Source organism: Streptomyces sp. XD-27 (assembly GCF_030553055.1).
Lineage (GTDB): Bacteria > Actinomycetota > Actinomycetes > Streptomycetales > Streptomycetaceae > Streptomyces.
Window position 1 is genome coordinate 1,738,249 of the sequence record NZ_CP130713.1, and the last position, 18,926, is coordinate 1,757,174.

14 protein-coding genes, 1 tRNA gene and 1 pseudogene are annotated in these 18,926 nt (G+C 69.4%); 11 read left to right on the plus strand and 5 right to left on the minus strand.

The window, feature by feature from the left end; all coding sequences use genetic code 11:
• Positions 1–7: 7 nt before the first annotated feature.
• The 3 genes from Q3Y56_RS07385 to polA form a co-directional block, all read right to left on the minus strand.
• Positions 8–142: an SPW_0924 family protein gene (locus Q3Y56_RS07385; protein ID WP_304461150.1), complete on the minus strand. Its 135-nt coding sequence runs from the start codon at positions 140–142 to the stop codon at positions 8–10.
• A gap of 180 nt (positions 143–322) precedes the next feature.
• Positions 323–2,089, minus strand: coding sequence for a lytic transglycosylase domain-containing protein (locus Q3Y56_RS07390; RefSeq protein WP_304461151.1), 1,767 nt, complete (start codon positions 2,087–2,089; stop codon positions 323–325).
• 101 nt (positions 2,090–2,190) lie between these two features.
• Complete coding sequence (gene polA, locus Q3Y56_RS07395) at positions 2,191–4,929, minus strand: DNA polymerase I (RefSeq protein ID WP_304461152.1); 2,739 nt, start codon at positions 4,927–4,929, stop codon at positions 2,191–2,193.
• 141 nt (positions 4,930–5,070) lie between these two features.
• Here polA and Q3Y56_RS07400 point away from each other — a divergent pair, with 141 nt between their 5' ends.
• From Q3Y56_RS07400 to Q3Y56_RS07440, 9 genes are all read left to right on the plus strand, one after another.
• Positions 5,071–7,353 (plus strand): FdhF/YdeP family oxidoreductase, encoded by a 2,283-nt coding sequence (locus tag Q3Y56_RS07400; protein WP_304461153.1) that lies wholly within the window; start codon positions 5,071–5,073, stop codon positions 7,351–7,353.
• A 63-nt stretch (positions 7,354–7,416) separates the two neighbouring features.
• Positions 7,417–7,923, plus strand: a complete 507-nt coding sequence (locus tag Q3Y56_RS07405; protein ID WP_304461154.1) for a hotdog fold thioesterase — start codon at positions 7,417–7,419, stop codon at positions 7,921–7,923.
• A 240-nt stretch (positions 7,924–8,163) separates the two neighbouring features.
• Positions 8,164–9,057: a trypsin-like serine protease gene (locus tag Q3Y56_RS07410; protein ID WP_304461155.1), complete on the plus strand. Its 894-nt coding sequence runs from the start codon at positions 8,164–8,166 to the stop codon at positions 9,055–9,057.
• A gap of 63 nt (positions 9,058–9,120) precedes the next feature.
• Positions 9,121–9,576 carry a hypothetical protein gene (locus Q3Y56_RS07415; protein ID WP_304461156.1) on the plus strand — a complete coding sequence of 152 codons (456 nt, stop codon included), beginning with the start codon at positions 9,121–9,123 and terminating at the stop codon, positions 9,574–9,576.
• A gap of 437 nt (positions 9,577–10,013) precedes the next feature.
• Positions 10,014–11,243 carry a branched-chain amino acid ABC transporter substrate-binding protein gene (locus Q3Y56_RS07420; RefSeq protein ID WP_304461157.1) on the plus strand — a complete coding sequence of 410 codons (1,230 nt, stop codon included), beginning with the start codon at positions 10,014–10,016 and terminating at the stop codon, positions 11,241–11,243.
• A gap of 100 nt (positions 11,244–11,343) precedes the next feature.
• Positions 11,344–12,276 carry a branched-chain amino acid ABC transporter permease gene (locus Q3Y56_RS07425; RefSeq protein ID WP_304461158.1) on the plus strand — a complete coding sequence of 311 codons (933 nt, stop codon included), beginning with the start codon at positions 11,344–11,346 and terminating at the stop codon, positions 12,274–12,276.
• 13 nt (positions 12,277–12,289) lie between these two features.
• Complete coding sequence (locus tag Q3Y56_RS07430) at positions 12,290–14,023, plus strand: branched-chain amino acid ABC transporter permease (RefSeq protein ID WP_304461159.1); 1,734 nt, start codon at positions 12,290–12,292, stop codon at positions 14,021–14,023.
• Between the two features lie 5 nt (positions 14,024–14,028).
• Complete coding sequence (locus tag Q3Y56_RS07435; RefSeq protein ID WP_304461160.1) at positions 14,029–14,955, plus strand: ABC transporter ATP-binding protein; 927 nt, start codon at positions 14,029–14,031, stop codon at positions 14,953–14,955.
• On the plus strand, positions 14,952–15,668 hold the full coding sequence (locus Q3Y56_RS07440) for an ABC transporter ATP-binding protein (protein ID WP_304461161.1): 717 nt from the start codon (positions 14,952–14,954) through the stop codon (positions 15,666–15,668). Before Q3Y56_RS07435 ends, Q3Y56_RS07440 begins: the two co-directional genes overlap by 4 nt.
• Before the next feature lie 108 nt (positions 15,669–15,776).
• Here the strand turns inward: Q3Y56_RS07440 and Q3Y56_RS07445 are convergent, their stop codons facing one another.
• Positions 15,777–16,415, minus strand: coding sequence for an ANTAR domain-containing response regulator (locus Q3Y56_RS07445; RefSeq protein ID WP_304461162.1), 639 nt, complete (start codon positions 16,413–16,415; stop codon positions 15,777–15,779).
• A gap of 99 nt (positions 16,416–16,514) precedes the next feature.
• Between Q3Y56_RS07445 and Q3Y56_RS07450 the strand changes: the two genes are divergently transcribed.
• Positions 16,515–16,587: transfer RNA gene (locus Q3Y56_RS07450), tRNA-Leu, on the plus strand.
• Positions 16,588–16,697: 110 nt separating this feature from the next.
• A pseudogene (locus tag Q3Y56_RS07455) lies at positions 16,698–17,320 on the plus strand (helix-turn-helix domain-containing protein).
• A gap of 57 nt (positions 17,321–17,377) precedes the next feature.
• On the opposite strand, the gene pyk reads toward Q3Y56_RS07455, so the two are convergent.
• Entirely contained in the window at positions 17,378–18,811 is a 1,434-nt protein-coding gene (gene pyk / locus Q3Y56_RS07460; protein ID WP_304461163.1) for a pyruvate kinase, read from the minus strand.
• Between the last annotated feature and the right edge of the window lie 115 nt (positions 18,812–18,926).

Genomic DNA, 18,926 nt, shown 5'->3' on the forward strand with positions numbered 1-18,926 from the left:
GTTCGGCTTACGGGTGCTCGGGAACGGTGGTGAGCAGCGGCTCTTTGGACGTCTCGCCGCTGGGCGCGCCGACGGCCGTGACGGTGAGGACGAGGCCGAGGGCGGCGACGAGTCCGGCGGCCGCGGCGGCGAGGGCGCGCATGTCCCCTCCCGGATCTGATGGGGCGTCAGTTGGCTGGGGAACCGTAGCAACGGGAAGCGGAGATGAGAACACGTAGCACCGCCCTCGCACCCGGCGGGGCGCGAGGGCGGTGCTATGCGGCGCTGAGTGGTGCACGGCTTCGGCCAGGGTCCGGAGCCGGGTACAGCCGCGGTCGCGGGCTCAGCCGATCGGCGCCGTGACGACCAGAGTGACGATGAGGGACGTTCCCTCGGGGGTGCTCAGGCGCAGCTGGAAGACGCCCGTCTGGTCGTCGGCGAAGATCTTCGGGAGGGTGAGCCTCCCCTCGGCGTCGGTCTTCAGCTCGGTCAGCGTGCGGACCGGCTGCCCCTTGGCGTCCTTGAAGAAGGGGCCGCGGTCGTTCGGGAGCGGGTCGGCCGAATCAGAGGTGATCATGGTGGCGGTCACCGGGACGTCGGCAGCGGCCTTGCCCCGGTAGGTGGCGAGGACGGCGACCGGGTCGGCGAACTCCCCGCCCGCGGTGGCCTGGTGGTCCGTCACGTCGACCGGGCTCAGGGCGTCGGCCTGCGGCCGCGGCGGTGCCGTGACGGTCGCGGTGACGTCGGCGGCGGCGATGTCACGGCCGACGACCGTGGCGCGCACGGTGAAGGAGCCGGTCCGCTGGCCCGCCCGCAGCTTCGGCGCGGTGGCGATCCCGTCGGCACCGGTTACGGCGTTGACGCGGCGCGCGTTACGGGGGAAGACGGCGTCGGTCTCGCCGCGGATCTCGTACTGGACGCGGACGCCCTTGACCGGCTTGCCCGCGGCGTCCTCGGCCCGCACCTGCGGCGAGCGGGCGAACTCCGTGCCCGCCGTCGCGGTCAGCTCGCCCACGTCCACGGAGACGAGTCCGGTGACGGGCGCGGGGGCCGGGGTGCTGGGGTCGGTCGGGCCCGGAGTGGGCTTGCCGTCGCCACCGGGAGGCGTAGGGCCGTCGCCACCGCCCGGGCGGGGCTTCGGGCTCGGCGGCGTGCCCTTGCCGTCGTCGCCCTTGCCGCTCTCGTCCTTGCCCTTGTTCTTGTCCTTGTTCCCGCCGTCGCCCTTGCCGCCGTTGCCCTTGTTCTTGCCCGAGGAGCCGGACGGGCTGGTGCCCGAGGGCAGCACCCCGGTGCCGTCCGGCACCTCGTGCGTGCCGTTCTTGTAGAACTCGAACCAGGAGAGCACCGTCCGCAGGTACTCCTGCGAGTGGTTGTAGCCGAGGATCGCGCGGTGCAGGTGAGCGGTGTCCGACAGATCGCGGCCACCCGCGCACAGATAACCGCCCGCGGCGAGCGCCGCGTCGTAGATGTTGTTGGGGTCCCGCTCGCCGTCACCGTTGGCGTCCTTGCCCCAGTTCTCCCACGTCGACGGGATGAACTGCATCGGCCCCACAGCGCGGTCGTGGGTGGTGTCGCCGTCGTACGCCCCGCCGTCGGTGTCGGTGATCCGGGCGAAGCCGTTGCCGTTGAGCTGAGGCCCGAGGATCGGCGTGCGGGTCGTGCCCTGTGCGTCGACGGCGCCGCCGCGGGCCTGCCCGGACTCGACCTTGCCGATCGCGGCCAGCAACTGCCAGGGCAGGTTGCAGCCTGGCTTGCTCCTGCGCAGCTCGGCTTCCGCCCTCTTGTACGCGTCGAGGACGGTCGCGGGTATGCCGCGCTGGGCGGGCCCGGCACCGATGGCGGGATCGTCGTCCCCACCGGAGCCGTCGCCGGCGGCCGGCTTGTCGGGCGTCGGCAGGGGCGGCAGATCCGTGTGGTACGACGAGCCGCCGTCGATCGGCGTGCCGGCCGGCGGGTCCACCGCCGCGCCCTCGGCCTGCCGGTCCCGGTCATGGTGGAGCGTGTCGGCGAACCCCGGGGCCTGAGAGGCGGTGAGGGCGGCCATCGCGATCGCCGCCACCGCCGTCGTCGCCGCTCCCTTGCGCAACCGCCGGCCGAACCGTGCTGCCATCAGTTGTTCCCCTCCCGTCGGGCGCCGCGCATTCCCCCACGCGACAGCACCTCGTGACATTACGACAACTCCCGGCGCACAGCTACCGGTCGCCGGGGCACTCAGTGGGCCGCGGACTCCCAGTCCGCGCCGAACCCGACGGACACGTCCAGCGGCGCGCGCAAGGAGACCGCCCCCCTCATCTCCTGACGCACCAGCTCCTCGACGCGTTCCCTTTCACCGGGGGCGACCTCCAGCACGATCTCGTCGTGCACCTGGAGCAGCAGCCGGGAGGCGAGCTTCTCCTGCCGGAGCGCCTCGTCCACCCTGAGCATCGCGATCTTGACGATGTCGGCGGCGGTGCCCTGGATCGGCGCGTTGAGCGCCATGCGTTCGGCCATCTCGCGGCGCTGGCGGTTGTCGCTGTTGAGGTCCGGGAGATAGCGGCGGCGGCCGAGCATCGTCTCGGTGTACCCGGTGGCGCGGGCCTCCTCCACGACCCGCTGCAGATAGTCGCGCACCCCGCCGAACCGCTCGAAGAAGGTGTCCATCAGCTTGCGCGCCTCGTCGGCCGCGATGTTCAGCTGCTGGGAGAGGCCGAACGCCGACAGCCCGTAGGCCAGTCCGTACGACATCGCCTTGATCTTGCGCCGCATCTCCGGGTCGACGTCGGACTTGGCCACGGCGAACACCTGCGAGGCGACCGTGGTGTGCAGGTCCTCGCCGGAGGTGAACGCCTCGATCAGGCCCTCGTCCTCGGACAGGTGGGCCATGACCCGCAGTTCGATCTGGCTGTAGTCGGCGGTCAGCAGCGACTCGTAGCCCTCGCCGACGACGAACCCGCGCCGGATGGCGCGGCCTTCGTCCGTGCGCACCGGGATGTTCTGCAGGTTGGGGTCGGTGGAGGACAGCCGTCCGGTGGCGGCCACGGTCTGGTTGAACGTGGTGTGGATCCGGCCGCCGGGGGCGATCGTCTTGATCAGGCCCTCGACGGTGGAGCGCAGCCGGGCCTGCTCACGGTGGCGCAGCATGATCACGGGCAGTTCGTGGTCGGTCTGCCCGGCGAGCCAGGCGAGCGCGTCCGCGTCCGTGGTGTATCCGGTCTTGGTCTTCTTGGTCTTGGGCAGACCGAGCTCGCCGAAGAGCACCTCCTGGAGCTGCTTGGGCGAACCGAGGTTGAATTCGTGGCCCACCGCGGCGTGCGCCTCCCGCACGGCCTGCTGCACGGCGGCGGCGAACTGCTGCTCCATACGGTCCAGCCAGGCCCGGTCGGCGGCGATGCCCGCCCTCTCCATGCGGGCCAGCAGAGCGGAGGTCGGCAGCTCCACGTCGCGCAGCAGCTCGGCGGCGCCCACGTCCCGCAGCCGCTCGCCGAAGGCCTCGCCGAGGTCCAGGATCGTGCGGGCCTGGACCATCAGGGCGTCCTGCTCGGCCTGCTCGTCCATACCGAAGGCCAGTTGGCCGTCCGCGGCGGCCGGGGCCAGCTCGCGGCCCAGATACTCCACCGACAGCGCGTCCAGCGCGAAGGAGCGGCGCCCCGGCTTGACCAGGTACGCGGCGAGCGCGGTGTCCATCCGCACGCCCGCCACAGACCAGCCGTGCTCGGCGAAGACCCGCATCGTGCTCTTGGCGTCGTGCATCACCTTGGGCTTGCCCGGGTCGGCGATCCAGTCGGCGAACGCGCGCTCGTCGGCCTCGTCCAGCTCTGCCGGGTCGAACCAGGCGGCGGGCCCGGAGGCGGTCGCCAGCGCGATCTCGCTCACGCTGCCGCTGCCCAGCGCCCAGGCGGCAACGGTGGCCAGGCCCAGCGGGCCGGCGGCGTGCTCCGCCAGCCACGGCGCCAGCTCGCCCGCGCCCAGGGCCACCCCGTCCACCGCGACCCCGGCGGCGGGCGGCGCCTCCTCCACGACCTCACCCGGGTCCGCGGCCATGAGCCGGTCCCGGAAGTTCTGGTGGCGGAACTCCAGCGCGTCGAGGATCACCGAGAGCGCCTGCCGGTCGTACGGAGCGCGGGCCAGCGCGTCGGGGCCCACCGGCAGCTCCACATCCCGCACCAACTCGGTGAGCTGCCGGTTGAGCTTGACCGCGTCCAAGTGCTCGCGGAGCTTCTCACCCACCTTGCCCTTGACCTCGTCGACCCGCTCCACCAGCTCCGCGAACGAGCCGAACTGGTTGATCCACTTCGCGGCCGTCTTCTCGCCGACGCCCGGGATCCCGGGGAGGTTGTCCGAGGGGTCGCCGCGCAGCGCCGCGAAGTCCGGGTACTGCCGGGGGCTGAGACCGTACTTCTCCTGGACCTTCTCCGGCGTGAACCGGGTCAGCTCCGAGACGCCCTTGGTCGGGTAGAGCACCGTGACCCGGTCGCTGACCAGCTGGAACGAATCCCGGTCACCGGTGACGATCAGCACATCGAAGCCCGCGGCCTCGGCCTGGGTGGCAAGGGTGGCGATGACGTCGTCGGCCTCGAAGCCGTCCACCGCGAACCGGCGCACGTTCATCGAGTCGAGCAGCTCGCCGATCAGCTCCACCTGCCCCTTGAAGTCGTCCGGGGTCTTGGAGCGGTTCGCCTTGTACTCCGCGAACTCCTCAGAGCGCCAGGTCTTGCGGGAGACGTCGAAGGCGACCGCGAGATGCGTGGGCTGCTCGTCACGGAGCGTGTTCGCCAGCATCGACGCGAAGCCGTAGATCGCGTTCGTCGTCTGGCCGCTGGTGGTGTTGAAGTTCTCCGCGGGCAGCGCGAAGAACGCCCGGTACGCAAGCGAGTGCCCGTCCAGCAGCATCAGGCGGGGGCGGTCCCCCGAGCCTGCCTGCCCGGCTTCCGGCGCGGTCCGATCGGTCTGCTTCGATGCTTTCTCTGCCACGCGTCCGATCCTGCCACGCCCCACTGACAATCCCGCCCACGAGCGGCGCCGGCAGCGCGGGGGCCGGTGCGCCGTGAAAGGATCGGGACCAGGGCCCCGGCCCTGCCCGCCGATGCCGACGACCGCTCAAGGGAGAGCGCCATGGCAGCCAAGCCGCCCGCCGGAGACCCGGTGCAGGACGCACCCGAGGTGACCGCTCCGGAGCACGCCGCAGTCGGGCTGCCCGCAATCGGCCACGCGCTGCGCGTCTCGCAGCGGCAGATGGGTGTGCGCCGCACCGCGCTCACCCTCCTCAAGGTGAACCAGAAGGACGGCTTCGACTGCCCGGGCTGCGCCTGGCCGGAGCCGGAGAAGCGGGCCAAGGCCGAGTTCTGCGAGAACGGCGCCAAAGCCGTCGCCGAGGAGGCGACGCTGCGCCGGGTCACCCCCGACTTCTTCGCCGCGCACCCGGTCGCCGACCTCGCCGGGCGCAGCGGCTACTGGCTCGGGCAGCAGGGCCGTCTCACCCAGCCGATGTACCTGGCGGAGGGCGCGCAGCGGTACGAGCCGGTGCCGTGGGAGCGCGCCTTCGACATCATCGCCGAGGAGCTTCAGGCCCTGGACTCCCCGGACGAGGCGCTCTTCTACACCTCCGGGCGTACGAGCAACGAGGCGGCGTTCCTCTACCAGCTGTTCGCCCGCGAGTTCGGCACGAACAACCTGCCCGACTGCTCCAACATGTGCCACGAGTCCTCGGGCTCCGCGCTCACCGAGACCCTCGGGGTCGGCAAGGGCAGCGTGTCCCTGGAGGATCTCCACAACGCCGATCTGATCATCGTCGCCGGGCAGAACCCGGGCACCAACCATCCGCGCATGCTCACCGCCCTGGAGAAGGCGAAGGACAACGGCGCGCGGATCATCACCGTCAATCCGCTGCCCGAAGCCGGATTGGAGCGATTCAACAATCCGCAGACCCCGCGCGGCCTCCTGGGCCGCGGCACCCCGATCAGCGACCTCTTCCTCCAGGTCCGGATCGGCGGCGACCAGGCCCTGTTCCGGGCCCTGAACCGGCTGGTCCTGGAAACCGAGGGCGCCGTGGACGAGGAGTTCGTCCGCGAACACACGCACGGCTTTGAGGAGTTCGCGGCCGCCGCCCGAGCCGCCGACTGGGACGAGACGCTGCGCGCCACCGGCCTGGAGCGCGCCGAGATCGACCAGGCGCTGCGGATGGTCCTGGCCTCCGAGCGCACCATCGTCTGCTGGGCGATGGGCCTGACCCAGCACAAGCACGCCGTGCCCACCATCCGCGAAGTGGTGAACTTCCTCCTGCTGCGCGGCAACGTCGGCCGCCCCGGCGCGGGGGTCTGCCCGGTGCGCGGCCACAGCAATGTGCAGGGCGACCGCACCATGGGCATCTTCGAGCGTCCGGCCCCTGCCTTCCTGGACGCCCTGGAGAAGGAGTTCGGCTTCGCGCCGCCGCGCGAGCACGGCCTCGACGTCGTCCGCGCCATCCGCGCGCTGCGCGACGGGCAGGCGAAGGTCTTCTTCGCCATGGGCGGCAACTTCGTCGCCGCGTCGCCCGACACCGAGGTCACCGAGGCCGCGATGCGCCGGGCGCGCCTGACGGTGCATGTCTCCACCAAGCTGAACCGCTCGCACGTGGTGACCGGGGCGCGGGCGCTGATCCTGCCCACCCTGGGCCGCACCGAGCGGGACCTGCAGGACAGCGGCGAGCAGTTCGTCACCGTCGAGGACTCGATGGGCATGGTCCACGCCTCGCGCGGGCGGCTGGAAGCGGCCGGTCCGCAGCTCCTGTCGGAGCCCTCCATCGTGTGCCGGCTGGCGCGGCGGGTCCTGGGCCCGGGCAGCCGCACCCCGTGGGAGGAGTTCGAGCGGGACTACGCCCGCATCCGGGACCGGATCGCGCGGGTCGTACCGGGCTTCGAGGACTTCAACGCCAAGGTCGCCCGGCCCGGAGGGTTCGCGCTGCCGCACGCGCCCCGCGACGAGCGGCGCTTCCCCACGGCCACCGGCAAGGCCAACTTCACGGCGGCGGAGGTGGAGTACCCGCGGGTGCCCGAGGGCCGGCTGCTGCTGCAGACCCTCCGCTCCCACGACCAGTACAACACCACGATCTACGGCCTCGACGACCGCTACCGCGGGATCAAGGGCGGCCGCCGGGTCGTGCTGGTGCACCCGGACGACGCCCGGGAGCTGGGGCTGGCCGACGGCGCCTACGCCGACCTGGTCAGCGAGTGGACGGACGGCGTCGAACGCCGGGCGCCCGGCTTCCGGGTCGTCCACTACCCCACCGCGCGTGGTTGCGCCGCGGCCTACTACCCCGAGACCAACGTCCTGATCCCCCTCGACGCCACCGCCGACACCAGCAACACCCCCGCGAGCAAGTCCGTGATCGTCCGCCTGGAACTCACCACCCCCGTCTAAGCGTTCGGTCAGTGACCTGATAAGACGGTGCGCACGACAGTTCAGACGAACGGAGCCGGACCCATGGGCGAGCAGACCCGCGTGAAGTTCCCACAAGAGGTCATCGACGAGTACGCGGCGCTCGGCGTCGACCTGCCCGCGCTGTTTTCCGCCGGGCGGCTCGGCTCCCGCATGGGCGTGACGATCACCGAGGCCTCAGCGGAGCGCGTGGTGGGCACCATGCCCGTGGAGGGCAACACCCAGCCCTACGGACTGCTGCACGGCGGCGCCTCCGCGGTCCTCGCCGAGACCCTCGGCTCCATCGGCGCGATGCTCCACGCGGGCAGCCGCAAGATCGCCGTGGGCGTGGACCTCAACTGCACCCACCACCGGGGCGTCCGTTCCGGGCTGGTCACCGGCGTCGCCACCCCGGTGCACCGCGGACGCTCCAGCGCGACGTACGAGATCGTGATCAGCGACGAGCAGGACCGCCGGGTGTGCAGCGCCCGACTGACCTGCGTGCTGCGGGAGGCTGACGTCGAGGGGACGCTGTCCGACATCGAACGGGCCCGCGCCGACGCCGGACAGTGACCTTGCGGCCGCGGTCTGGGGCAGCAGCGCCCCAGACCCGGCACCCGGCACCCGGCACCCGGCACCCGGCACCCGGCACCCGGCACCCGGCACCCGGCACCCGGCACGGCATAGCACAACGGCCACTTCCTCAACAGGGCTTTCATGGCACGCGCCGGCACGCTTCAATGCGGGGCGACACCTCCCCAGCGCGTTCGACCTGGGGACCCCCAACGGACGCCTGACACGAAGGAGTTCGCCTTGCGGGCCATACGCCTGAGATCCACCTGGCAGCGCGGCGCCGTCACCGCCGCCGCAGCGGCCGCCCTCGCGCTCACCGCGCAGCTTCCGGCCGCCGCCATCAACTCGTACAACGCGACCCCCGCCCCGGAGCGCACCGAGGTCGGCGCCCTGGTCGCCACCTGGGACGACGACGACAACCCCGCGACGCCCGACCGGGTCGACTGGGTCTGCTCCGGGACCATGGTCGACGCCGACACCTTCCTGACCGCCGCGCACTGCACCACCGACTGGCCCGAGAACGTGCGGTTCTACGTCTCACTCGACCAGGACGTGCAGGCCGGGCTGGACAAGGCGGCCGTCCAGCACCCGGGCGACCCGGCGGCCATCGCCGCCGCCGTCGCGGTGCCCGGCACCGCCCACACCCACCCCGACTACCCCGGCCCCGCCGCCGACACCCACGACATCTCCGTCATCGAGCTGCCGGCCGACACGATGAAGGCCCGCTGGTCCTTCACCCCGGCGACACTGCCGACCGCGGGACTCTTCGACCGACTCGGCCCGCGCGGCCTGAACGACGCGGACTTCACCGTCGCCGGGTACGGCACGCAGGAGGCCCAGCGCGAACCCGGCGGCCAGACCCACCCCGGGGGCGGCGTCCGCATGCAAGCGCCCGTGACGTTCGACGCCCTCAACGACGCCTGGATCCGGCTGGCCATGACCGCGCCCCAGGGCAACGGCGGTGCCTGCTACGGCGATTCGGGCGGCCCCAACTTCGCGACGGTGAACGGCAAGCGCCTACTGGCCGCCACCACGATCACCGGCGACACCCCTTGCTACGCCACGAATGTGACGTACCGTCTGGACACCCCCGGCGCCCGCGCCTTCCTCGCGCCGTACGTGAAGCTTCCCTGATCCGACCCGGCGGCACACGGCAGCACTGTTGCCGTGTGCCGCCCGCGGCTCTACCGTGCGTCCATGAGGGCCCCGCCCCGTGCGCCGACCGGCGCCCACGCTCAGCCCCGTTCCCATCCCCGTCCCCGTAGCCCGGCCGCCCGCTTCGGCCGGGTCTGCGGCTGCCTCCTCCTCACCGCCGCCGCGCTGGCCGGCTGCGGCGGCTCCCGCACCGACGCGGGCGACCACGGCCCGACGCCGGAGCCCTCCAGCCCCGCAGAGGTGTGCGCGGCGCTCATCTCCTACTGGGCCCAGGAAGCGCTCACCGACGGCAGGTGGGCGGGCCTGGACTGGGAGCAAAAAGGGCTGTCCAACCAGCAGTTGGTGCTCCACGACCAGATCGTGGCGGCGGCGCGCGCCGAGCGCCGCCGCCACGGCCTCGAGGCCGCGAAGGAACTCGTCAAGCGGCAGGCGAAGCGCCGGTGCGCCGCCGAGCGCGGCGCCACGGGCAGTTCCGAGAACTGGCGCTCCCGCCCCTGAGGCGCAGGTAGGGAGGCGACGGATGTAACACTCCGTAACATCGACGCAATCCCGTCCGCGATCTTCATCGGCGATGAGATGTAGACCACACGCATTTTCCCGGCATCCCGGCCCACCTCCCGCTCACCAGCATCCGTTCGAGCCACGACTTCTTAGCGGAACTGCAGATTCTCAGTATCTGGACCGATCAAAAAGTGCCGATATGTCGGCTTTGAACCCTCAATTTTGCTACACAGACACCGTCTGGTGACCTTCGGCATAACAAGAGCGTCACATCCTGGCCTGCACCTCTGCCCCTTATCGCCACACGCGCTTAGAGTCACGGCCAGTCACCACGCGGCCGAGTGGCGCACCGAATCTTCACAACACGCTCCACCGTCATCCGGCGAGCGATCGGCACCTCTACAGAGGAGCCGCGCCAGGGAAAGGACTCACCCGTGCGACACCGTTCCTTGCTCATACTCACCTCCGCGGTCACCGCCGGAGCTCTCGGACTGTCCGCATGTGGCTCGCGGGACGAAGGCAAGAACGCCGATGACGGCGGCAAGACAACCGTGGTCATCGGCGTCGACGCCCCGCTGACCGGCTCGCTCTCCGCACTCGGCCAGGGAATCAAGAACTCCGTCGACCTCGCGGCGAAGATCGCCAACAAGAACAACGAAGTCGACGGCGTCACCTTCAAGGTCGAGTCCTACGACGACAAGGCCGTCCCCGCCTCCGGCCAGCAGAACGCCACCAAGCTCGTCGGCAACGACGACGTCCTCGGTGTCGTCGGCCCGCTGAACTCCGGCGTCTCCCAGTCCATGCAGGGCGTCTTCGCCAAGGCGGACCTCGCCCAGGTCTCCCCCGCCAACACCACCCCGGACCTCACCCAGGGCCCCGGCTGGACCAGAGGCGACAAGAAGCGGCAGTTCCCCACCTACTTCCGCACCGCCACCACCGACATCATCCAGGGCCGCTTCGCCGCGCAGTACTACTACAAGGACGCCAAGAAGCGGAAGGTCTTCGTCATCGACGACAAGCAGGCCTACGGCTCCGGCCTGGCCTCGATCTTCGCCCAGGAGTTCAAGCGGCTCGGCGGCAAGGTCGTCGGCACCGACCACCTGACCGTCAAGGAGACCGACTTCTCCGGCATCGCCAGCAAGGTCAACTCCTCCGGCGCCGACTCGGTCTACTTCGGCGGCCAGTACCCCGAGGGCGGTCTGCTCTCCGACCAGATCAAGAAGGCCGGCGCCGACGTCCCGACCATGGGCGGCGACGGCCTCTACGACCCCGCCTTCATCAAGGCGTCCAGCGAGAGCAACGACGGCGACCTCTCCACCTCCGTCGGCTACCCCGTCGAAAAGCTGCCCTCCGCCAAGGAATTCATCAAGAACTACGACGCCCAGGGCTACAAGGACCCCTACGCGGCCTACGGCGGCTACTCCTACGACGCCGCCTGGGCGATCATCCAGGCCGTCAAGACCGTCGTCGAGGACAACGACGGCAAGCTGCCCGACGACGCCCGCGCCAAGGTCACCGAAGCACTCAACAAGGTTTCCTTCGACGGCGTGACCGGCCAGGTCTCCTTCGACGAGTACGGCGACACCACCAACAAGCAGCTCACCGTCTACCAGGTCAAGGACGGCAAGTGGATCTCGGTCAAGAGCGACACCTTCAAGGACTGACCCCGACCCCACCCCGCACCACTTGATCGAATCCGCGCGAGGGTGCTCACCAGCGCCCTCGCGCGGCCTCATATCCGACACGCTCATCGGAGGCCCTGCGGTGCACGAACTGCCGCAAACGCTGATCGACGGCCTGACCCTCGGCGCCCTCTACGGCTTGATCGCCATCGGGTACACCATGGTCTACGGCATCGTCCAGCTCATCAACTTCGCCCACGGCGAGATCTTCATGATCGGGGGCTTCGGCGCCCTCACCATCTTCCTCTGGCTCCCCAGCGGCACCGCGCTCACCCTGGCGATACCCCTGATGCTCATCGGCGGCGTCGTCGCCTCGGTAGCCGTCGCCACCGCCGCCGAACGCTTCGCCTACCGCCCCCTGCGCAACGCACCACGGCTGGCCCCACTGATCACCGCGATCGGCCTGTCCATCACCCTCCAGCAGCTGATCTGGGCGTTCTACCCCGACGCCAAGAACCCCCGGTCCTTCCCGCAGTTCGAGGGCAAGTCCTTCGAACTCCTCGACAACCTGCACATCCAGCGGGCCGACCTCTTCCTGCTCCTCGCCGCCCCCGCCTGCATGATGGCCCTCGGCCTGTTCGTCTCCAAGAGCCGCTCCGGCCGCGCCATGCAAGCCACCGCGCAGGACCCCGACACGGCCAAGCTCATGGGCATCGACACCGACCGCATCATCGTGATGGCCTTCGCCATCGGCGGCGCCTTCGCCGCCGTCGCGGCCACCGCCCACGGCCTCAAGTACGGCCAGATCAACTTCGAGATGGGCTTCATCGCCGGCCTCAAGGCCTTCACCGCGGCCGTCCTCGGCGGCATCGGCAACATCTACGGAGCCATGCTCGGCGGCGTCGTCCTCGGCCTCGTCGAAGCCCTGGCCATCCAGTACATCGAGCACATCCCGGGCATGGAACAGCTCGGCGGCGGCGCCTGGAAGGACGTATGGGCGTTCACCCTGCTCATCGCCGTCCTGCTGCTCAGGCCGCAAGGCCTGCTCGGCGAACGCGTAGCGGACCGGGCGTGAGGGAGTCACACACATGAGCACCGACACCACCACCCCGGCCAAGACCACCCCGGCCCCCCGCACCAACCTCGGGCGCCTCCTCACCGCCGCCGGCGGACTGGCCACCGCAGGCAGCACCATGCTCGCCTGGACCTGGACCGCCGCCTTCCCCGGCAACCTCACCATCAACGGCTACCCCGGCGGCCTCCAGATCTTCACCCTCATCGCAGGACTGGCCACCACCCTCCTGACCCTGGCCTCCTACGACCTCAAGGGCCTGCGCTGGCTGGTACCCACCGGCGCCACCCAGGCCATCCGGCTCGCCGCCCTCGGCGCCTTCGCCACCACCTGGTTCACCGTCATCGCCATCTCCGTCGACCTCGGCGGACTGGTCAACCTCGAACCAGGCGGCTACATCGCGGCCGCCGCCTCCGCCATCCCCGCCGCGGCCTCCTTCCTCATCCCCGACGACACCCGCCTGGCCAAGCGCCCCCAGAAGCTCAGCCCCTGGCTGGAAATCCTCCTCATCGTCGTCGCCTTCGCACTCGCCCTCCAGGTGATCACCTACGGCATCGACATCGACGACGAGGAGAGCCAGGAATTCATCGGCTACCTCATCACCGTCGGATTCGGCACCGCGGCCCTGCACAAGGCAGGCCTCGTCGCCCGCCTCTCCGCCCTCACCCACACCAACCGGGCCGCCACCGCAGCCGCGGCCTTCGCAGCCGCCGCCGCCTTCCCCTTCACCCAGTCCGACGACCAGTACCTCCAGCTCGGCGTCAGCATCCTGATCTTCGCGACCGTCGCCCTCGGCCTCAACGTCGTCGTCGGCCTCGCCGGACTGCTCGACCTCGGCTACGTCGCCTTCCTCGGCGTCGGCGCCTACACCGCCGCCCTGGTGTCCGGCTCCACCGCCTCCACCCTGGGCGTCGAGTTCCCCTTCTGGGCCGCCGTCATCGCCGGAGCCCTCGCAGCCCTCATCTTCGGCGTCGTCATCGGCGCACCCACCCTGCGGCTGCGCGGCGACTACCTCGCCATCGTCACCCTCGGCTTCGGAGAGATCTTCCGCATCGTCGTCAACAACCTCGACGGCAACTCCGGCCCCAGCCTCACCAACGGCCCCAACGGCATCCCCAACATCCCCGACCTCGTCATCTTCGGATACGACTTCGGCGAGACCCACACCATCGGCGGCTTCGAACTCGGCACGTTCGCCAACTACTACCTGCTGATGCTGCTGTTCACCGTCCTCGTCGTCATGGTCTTCAGCCGGGCCGGAAACTCCCGCATCGGCCGCGCCTGGGTCGCCATCCGCGAAGACGAGACCGCCGCCACCGCCATGGGCATCAACGGCTTCCGCCTCAAGCTCATCGCCTTCGCCCTCGGCGCCACCCTCGCCGGCGTCGCCGGCACCGTATGGGCACACACCCAGGCCACCGTCGTGCCCGAGCAGTACGTATTCACCGGACCCGTCGCGCCCAACTCCGCCTTCCTCCTCGCCGCCGTCATCCTCGGCGGCATGGGCACCATCAGCGGCCCCCTCATGGGTGCGGCACTCCTCTTCCTCATCCCCGAGAAGCTCACCTTCCTCCAGGACTACCAGCTGCTCGCCTTCGGCATCGCGCTCATCCTGCTCATGCGCTTCCGCCCCGAAGGGCTCATCCCCAACCGGCGGCAGCAACTCGAATACCACGAAACCGACCAGCTCGACGTGCCCACCAAGGGCCTGGACGACGCAGCCGTCGGCGTCACCAAGGCGGAGGCGTGACCGACATGACCCACACAGCGCCCGAGACCACCACCAAGGACACCACCCCCGTCCTCAACGCCACCGGCGTCACCATGCGCTTCGGCGGACTCACCGCCGTACGCTCCGTCGACCTCACCGTCCACCCCGGCGAGATCGTCGGCCTCATCGGCCCCAACGGCGCCGGCAAGACCACCTTCTTCAACTGCCTCACCGGGCTGTATGTTCCCACCGAAGGCACCGTCAACTACCGCGGCACCGTCCTGCCACCCAAACCCCACCTGGTCACCCAGGCCGGCATCGCCCGCACCTTCCAGAACATCCGGCTCTTCGCCAACATGACCGTCCTGGAAAACGTGCTCGTCGGACGGCACACCCGCACCAGAGAAGGACTGTGGTCCGCCCTCCTCCGCGGCCCCGGATTCAAGCGGGCCGAAGCGGCCTCCACCGAACGCGCCATGGAACTGCTGGAGTTCACCGGCCTCGCCCACAAGGCCGACCACCTCTCCCGCAACCTCCCCTACGGCGAACAGCGGAAACTGGAAATCGCCCGCGCCCTCGCCAGCGACCCCGGCCTACTGCTCCTCGACGAACCAACCGCCGGCATGAACCCGCAAGAGACCCGGGCCGCCGAAGAACTCATCTTCGCCATCCGGGACAAGGGCATCGCCGTCCTCGTCATCGAGCACGACATGCGCTTCATCTTCAACCTCTGCGACCGCGTCGCCTGCCTCGTCCAAGGCGAAAAGCTCATCGAAGGCACACCCGCCGTCGTCCAAGGCGACGAACGCGTCATCGCCGCCTACCTCGGCACCCCCTTCGAAGGCGCACCCGGCGCGGCCGAAGCAGCAGAAGTCGAAGCCGCCGAAGCCCAAGCGGCCGAAACCGCCGAAACCGCGGAAGCCGCCGAAGCGCAGCAGAGCACCACCGCACGCACGGAGGACCCACAGTGACCGCACTCCTTGAGGTCGAGGACCTCCGGGTCGCCTACGGCAAGATCGAAGCCGTCAAAGGCATCTCATTCAGCGTCGAAACCGGCCAAGTCGTCACCCTCATCGGAACCAACGGCGCCGGCAAGACCACCACACTGCGCACCCTCTCAGGACTCCTCAAGCCCCTCAGCGGCCGCATCCTCTTCGACGGCAAACCGCTGACCGGAGTCCCCGCACACAAGATCGTCGCACTGGGCCTCGCCCACTCCCCCGAAGGCCGCCACATCTTCCCCCGGCTCACCATCGCCGAAAACCTCCAGCTCGGCGCCTTCCTCCGCAAAGACGCCGCCGGCATCGCCAAGGACACCGAGCGCGCCTACGAGCTCTTCCCCATCCTCGGCGAACGACGGAACCAAGCCGCCGGCACCCTCTCCGGCGGCGAACAGCAGATGCTCGCCATGGGCCGCGCCCTGATGTCACGCCCCAAGCTGCTGATGCTGGACGAACCGTCGATGGGCCTCTCGCCGATCATGATGCAGAAGATCATGGCGACCATCAGCGAACTCAAGGAGCAGGGCACCACGATCCTGCTGGTGGAACAGAACGCGCAGGCCGCGCTGTCCCTGGCGGACCAGGGCCATGTCATGGAGATCGGCAACATCGTGCTGTCGGGCTCGGGCGAGTCACTGCTGCACGACGAGTCCGTACGAAAGGCATACCTGGGCGAGGACTGAACCGCCCTGCGCCTCCGGGCGCCCCACACGCGCGGGGGCCCGCACCACCGGTCTGGTGGTGCGGGCCCCCGGCGCTTCGCCTACGTACTGTAGGCACCTCCCGGCCGCCTACTGCTCCTTCGCGGCCTTCTTCTCCTCCGCGTCCTCGATCACAGCCTCTGCCACCTGCTGCATCGACAGCCGGCGATCCATCGACGTCTTCTGGATCCAACGGAACGCGGCCGGCTCCGTCAGCCCGTACTGCGTCTGCAGAATGCTCTTGGCGCGGTCGACGAGCTTCCGCGTCTCCAGCCGCTGCGAGAGGTCCGAGACCTCCTTCTCCAGCGCCTTGAGCTCCGCGAACCGCGACACGGCCATCTCGATCGCCGGAACCACGTCACTCTTACTGAACGGCTTCACCAGATACGCCATCGCACCGGCATCCCGCGCCCGCTCCACGAGCTCGCGCTGCGAGAAGGCGGTCAGCATCAGAACGGGCGCGATGCTGTCCGCGGCGATCCGCTCGGCCGCGGAGATCCCATCGAGGACCGGCATCTTCACATCGAGGATCACCAGATCGGGCCGGTGCTCCTGGGCGAGCGCGACGGCCGTCTCACCGTCGCCCGCCTCACCGACGACGGAGTACCCCTCTTCTTCGAGCATCTCTTTCAGGTCGAGACGGATGAGCGCCTCGTCCTCGGCGATGACGACGCGGGTGGTGTACGGGGGGACGTGCGGCTGCGCGTCGGGGGCGTCAGTGGTGCTCACTGTGCTCCTCGCTTCTGGGCAGGTGGGGCACCATGAGCCTACCTAGGTCCTGTATGTTTGATGCACGGCGATTCTCCGCTAACCTTCATTTCGAAGGAAGCCCCGGTAGCCCAGCGGTAGAGGCAATGGTCTCAAACACCATCCAGCGTGGGTTCGAATCCCACCCGGGGTACTTTTCCCTTCATTTCCAAGGTCCGCATCGGGTTGGCGATCTTCACTCGGTACGGTGAACGGACCTTCGAATCCGCCCGCGACGGCCAAGATCCAGCCAAGCTCGCGAATATGTACGACCTTGAAACGCGCAACCGCGCGGTCATGCTGATGCGCCAAGGCATAACCAACCGCTCCGTGGCAGAGCAACTGGGTGTGCCACGAGGCACCGTCGGGTGGTGGCGTTACGAAGACCGGAGACGCCGGGGCGAAGCGTTCACCCATCCGACCGACTGCCCCCAGCGCACAGGCCGTAGCGTCGACCGCGAGGCGTATGCCTACCTCCTCGGGACGGGTGCGCCGAAGTGAAATCCTTCACCAGGCACTGGACGTGCATGTTCCCGCAACATGGGCCGGGCAAGAAGCACGAGCGCCGCATCGCCCTCGAACCCTGGCAGCAGCAGATCGTCGACGCTCACCCGTGGGAGTTCATACGCGGGCTCGTCCACTCCGACGGATGTCGCATCACCAACTGGACCACCCGCCTCGTCGGCGGCGCGCGCAAGCGCTACGAGTACCCCCGGTACTTCTTCACCAACAAGTCCGAGGACATCCTGAAGCTCTTCTCCGACACCCTCGACAAGGCCGGCGTCGAGTGGACGGTCACCCGGCGCGGCAAGGATCCGTTCAACGTCTCCGTGGCGCGGCGCGCCTCCGTCGCGCTGATGGACGCGCACATCGGGCCCAAGCACTGATCCCGCACGCACTAAGCCCCCGCTGAACGGAGCGGGGGCTCGAAAGAGGCGCGGAGGCTATCGGGGTGCGAGGGCCTCGCCGATGCGGTGGACGCGGACGAGGTTGGTGGAGCCGGAGACGCCGGGCGGGGAGCCTGCCGTGATGATCACGGCGTCGCCTTCGCGGCAGCGGCCGATACGGAGGAGTTCCTCGTCTACCTGTTTGACCATCTCGTCCGTTGTGTCGACCTTCGGTCCGAGGAAGGTTTCCACGCCCCAGGTGAGGTTGAGCTGGGAGCGGGTGGCCGGTTCGGGAGTGAAGGCGAGGAGGGGGATGGGTGAGCGGTAGCGGGACAGGCGGCGGACGGTGTCTCCGCTCTGGGTGAAGGCGACCAGGAATTTCGCGCCGAGGAAGTCGCCCATTTCGGCTGCTGCGCGGGCGACGGCGCCGCCCTGGGTGCGGGGTTTGCTGCGTTCGGTGAGGGGGGGCAGGCCCTTGGCGAGGATGTCCTGTTCGGCGGCGGCGACGATGCGGCCCATGGTTTTGACCGTTTCGACGGGGTATTTGCCGACGCTGGTCTCGCCGGAGAGCATGACGGCGTCGGTGCCGTCGATGACGGCGTTGGCGACGTCGGAGGCTTCTGCGCGGGTGGGGCGGGAGTTGTCGACCATGGAGTCGAGCATCTGGGTGGCGACGATGACCGGTTTGGCGTTGCGCTTGGCCAGTTTGATGGCGCGTTTCTGGACGATCGGGACCTGTTCGAGTGGCATTTCGACGCCGAGGTCGCCGCGGGCGACCATGATGCCGTCGAAGGCGTCGACGATGCCGTCGAGGTTCTCGACGGCCTGGGGCTTCTCGATCTTGGCGATGACGGGGAGCCGGCGTTCTTCTTCGGCCATGATGCGGTGGACGTCGATGACGTCGTCGGCGTTGCGTACGAAGGACAGGGCGATGATGTCGGCTCCGGTGCGCAGCGCCCAGCGCAGGTCTTCGACGTCTTTGTCGGAGAGGGCGGGGACGGAGACGGCGACGCCGGGGAGGTTGAGTCCCTTGTGGTCGGAGATCATCCCGCCTTCGATGACGATGGTGTTGACGCGGGGGCCGTCGACGGTGACGACTTCGAGGGTGACGCGGCCGTCGTCGACGAGGATGCGTTCGCCTTTGCTGACGTCGGCGGCGAGGCCGGTGTAGGTGGTGCCGCAGCGGTGGCGGTCGCCTTCGATCTTTTCGACGGTGATGGTGAACTCGTCGCCGCGTTCAAGGAGTACGGGGCCTTCGCGGAATCGGCCGAGGCGGATCTTCGGGCCTTGAAGGTCTGCGAGGACTCCGACGCTGCGGCCGGTCTCGTGGGAGGCTTTGCGCACCCGGCGGTAGCGTTCCTCGTGTTCGGCGTAGGTGCCGTGGCTGAGGTTGAAGCGGGCGACGTCCATTCCTGCTTCGACGAGTGCCTTGATCTGCTCGTACGAGTCTGTCGCTGGTCCTAGGGTGCAGACGATTTTTGCTCGGCGCATGTTTCGAGCCTATGACTTACCGACTGGTAGAGAACGGTATACGTCCTACTGCCCAACGGCCTTTGGGTGAAGGGTTATTGACAACTTCTGAAACGTGCACGGTGGCGCTCTGATG

What these genes read in the sequence shown, in the direction of transcription:
- Q3Y56_RS07385 (WP_304461150.1), bottom strand. Translation starts at nt 142, where the DNA reads ATGCGCGCCCTCGCCGCCGCGGCCGCCGGACTCGTCGCCGCCCTCGGC.
- Q3Y56_RS07390 (WP_304461151.1), bottom strand. Translation starts at nt 2,089, where the DNA reads ATGGCAGCACGGTTCGGCCGGCGGTTGCGCAAGGGAGCGGCGACGACG.
- Q3Y56_RS07400 (WP_304461153.1), top strand. Translation starts at nt 5,071, where the DNA reads ATGGCAGCCAAGCCGCCCGCCGGAGACCCGGTGCAGGACGCACCCGAG.
- Q3Y56_RS07405 (WP_304461154.1), top strand. Translation starts at nt 7,417, where the DNA reads ATGGGCGAGCAGACCCGCGTGAAGTTCCCACAAGAGGTCATCGACGAG.
- Q3Y56_RS07415 (WP_304461156.1), top strand. Translation starts at nt 9,121, where the DNA reads ATGAGGGCCCCGCCCCGTGCGCCGACCGGCGCCCACGCTCAGCCCCGT.
- Q3Y56_RS07430 (WP_304461159.1), top strand. Translation starts at nt 12,290, where the DNA reads ATGAGCACCGACACCACCACCCCGGCCAAGACCACCCCGGCCCCCCGC.
- Q3Y56_RS07435 (WP_304461160.1), top strand. Translation starts at nt 14,029, where the DNA reads ATGACCCACACAGCGCCCGAGACCACCACCAAGGACACCACCCCCGTC.
- pyk (WP_304461163.1), bottom strand. Translation starts at nt 18,811, where the DNA reads ATGCGCCGAGCAAAAATCGTCTGCACCCTAGGACCAGCGACAGACTCG.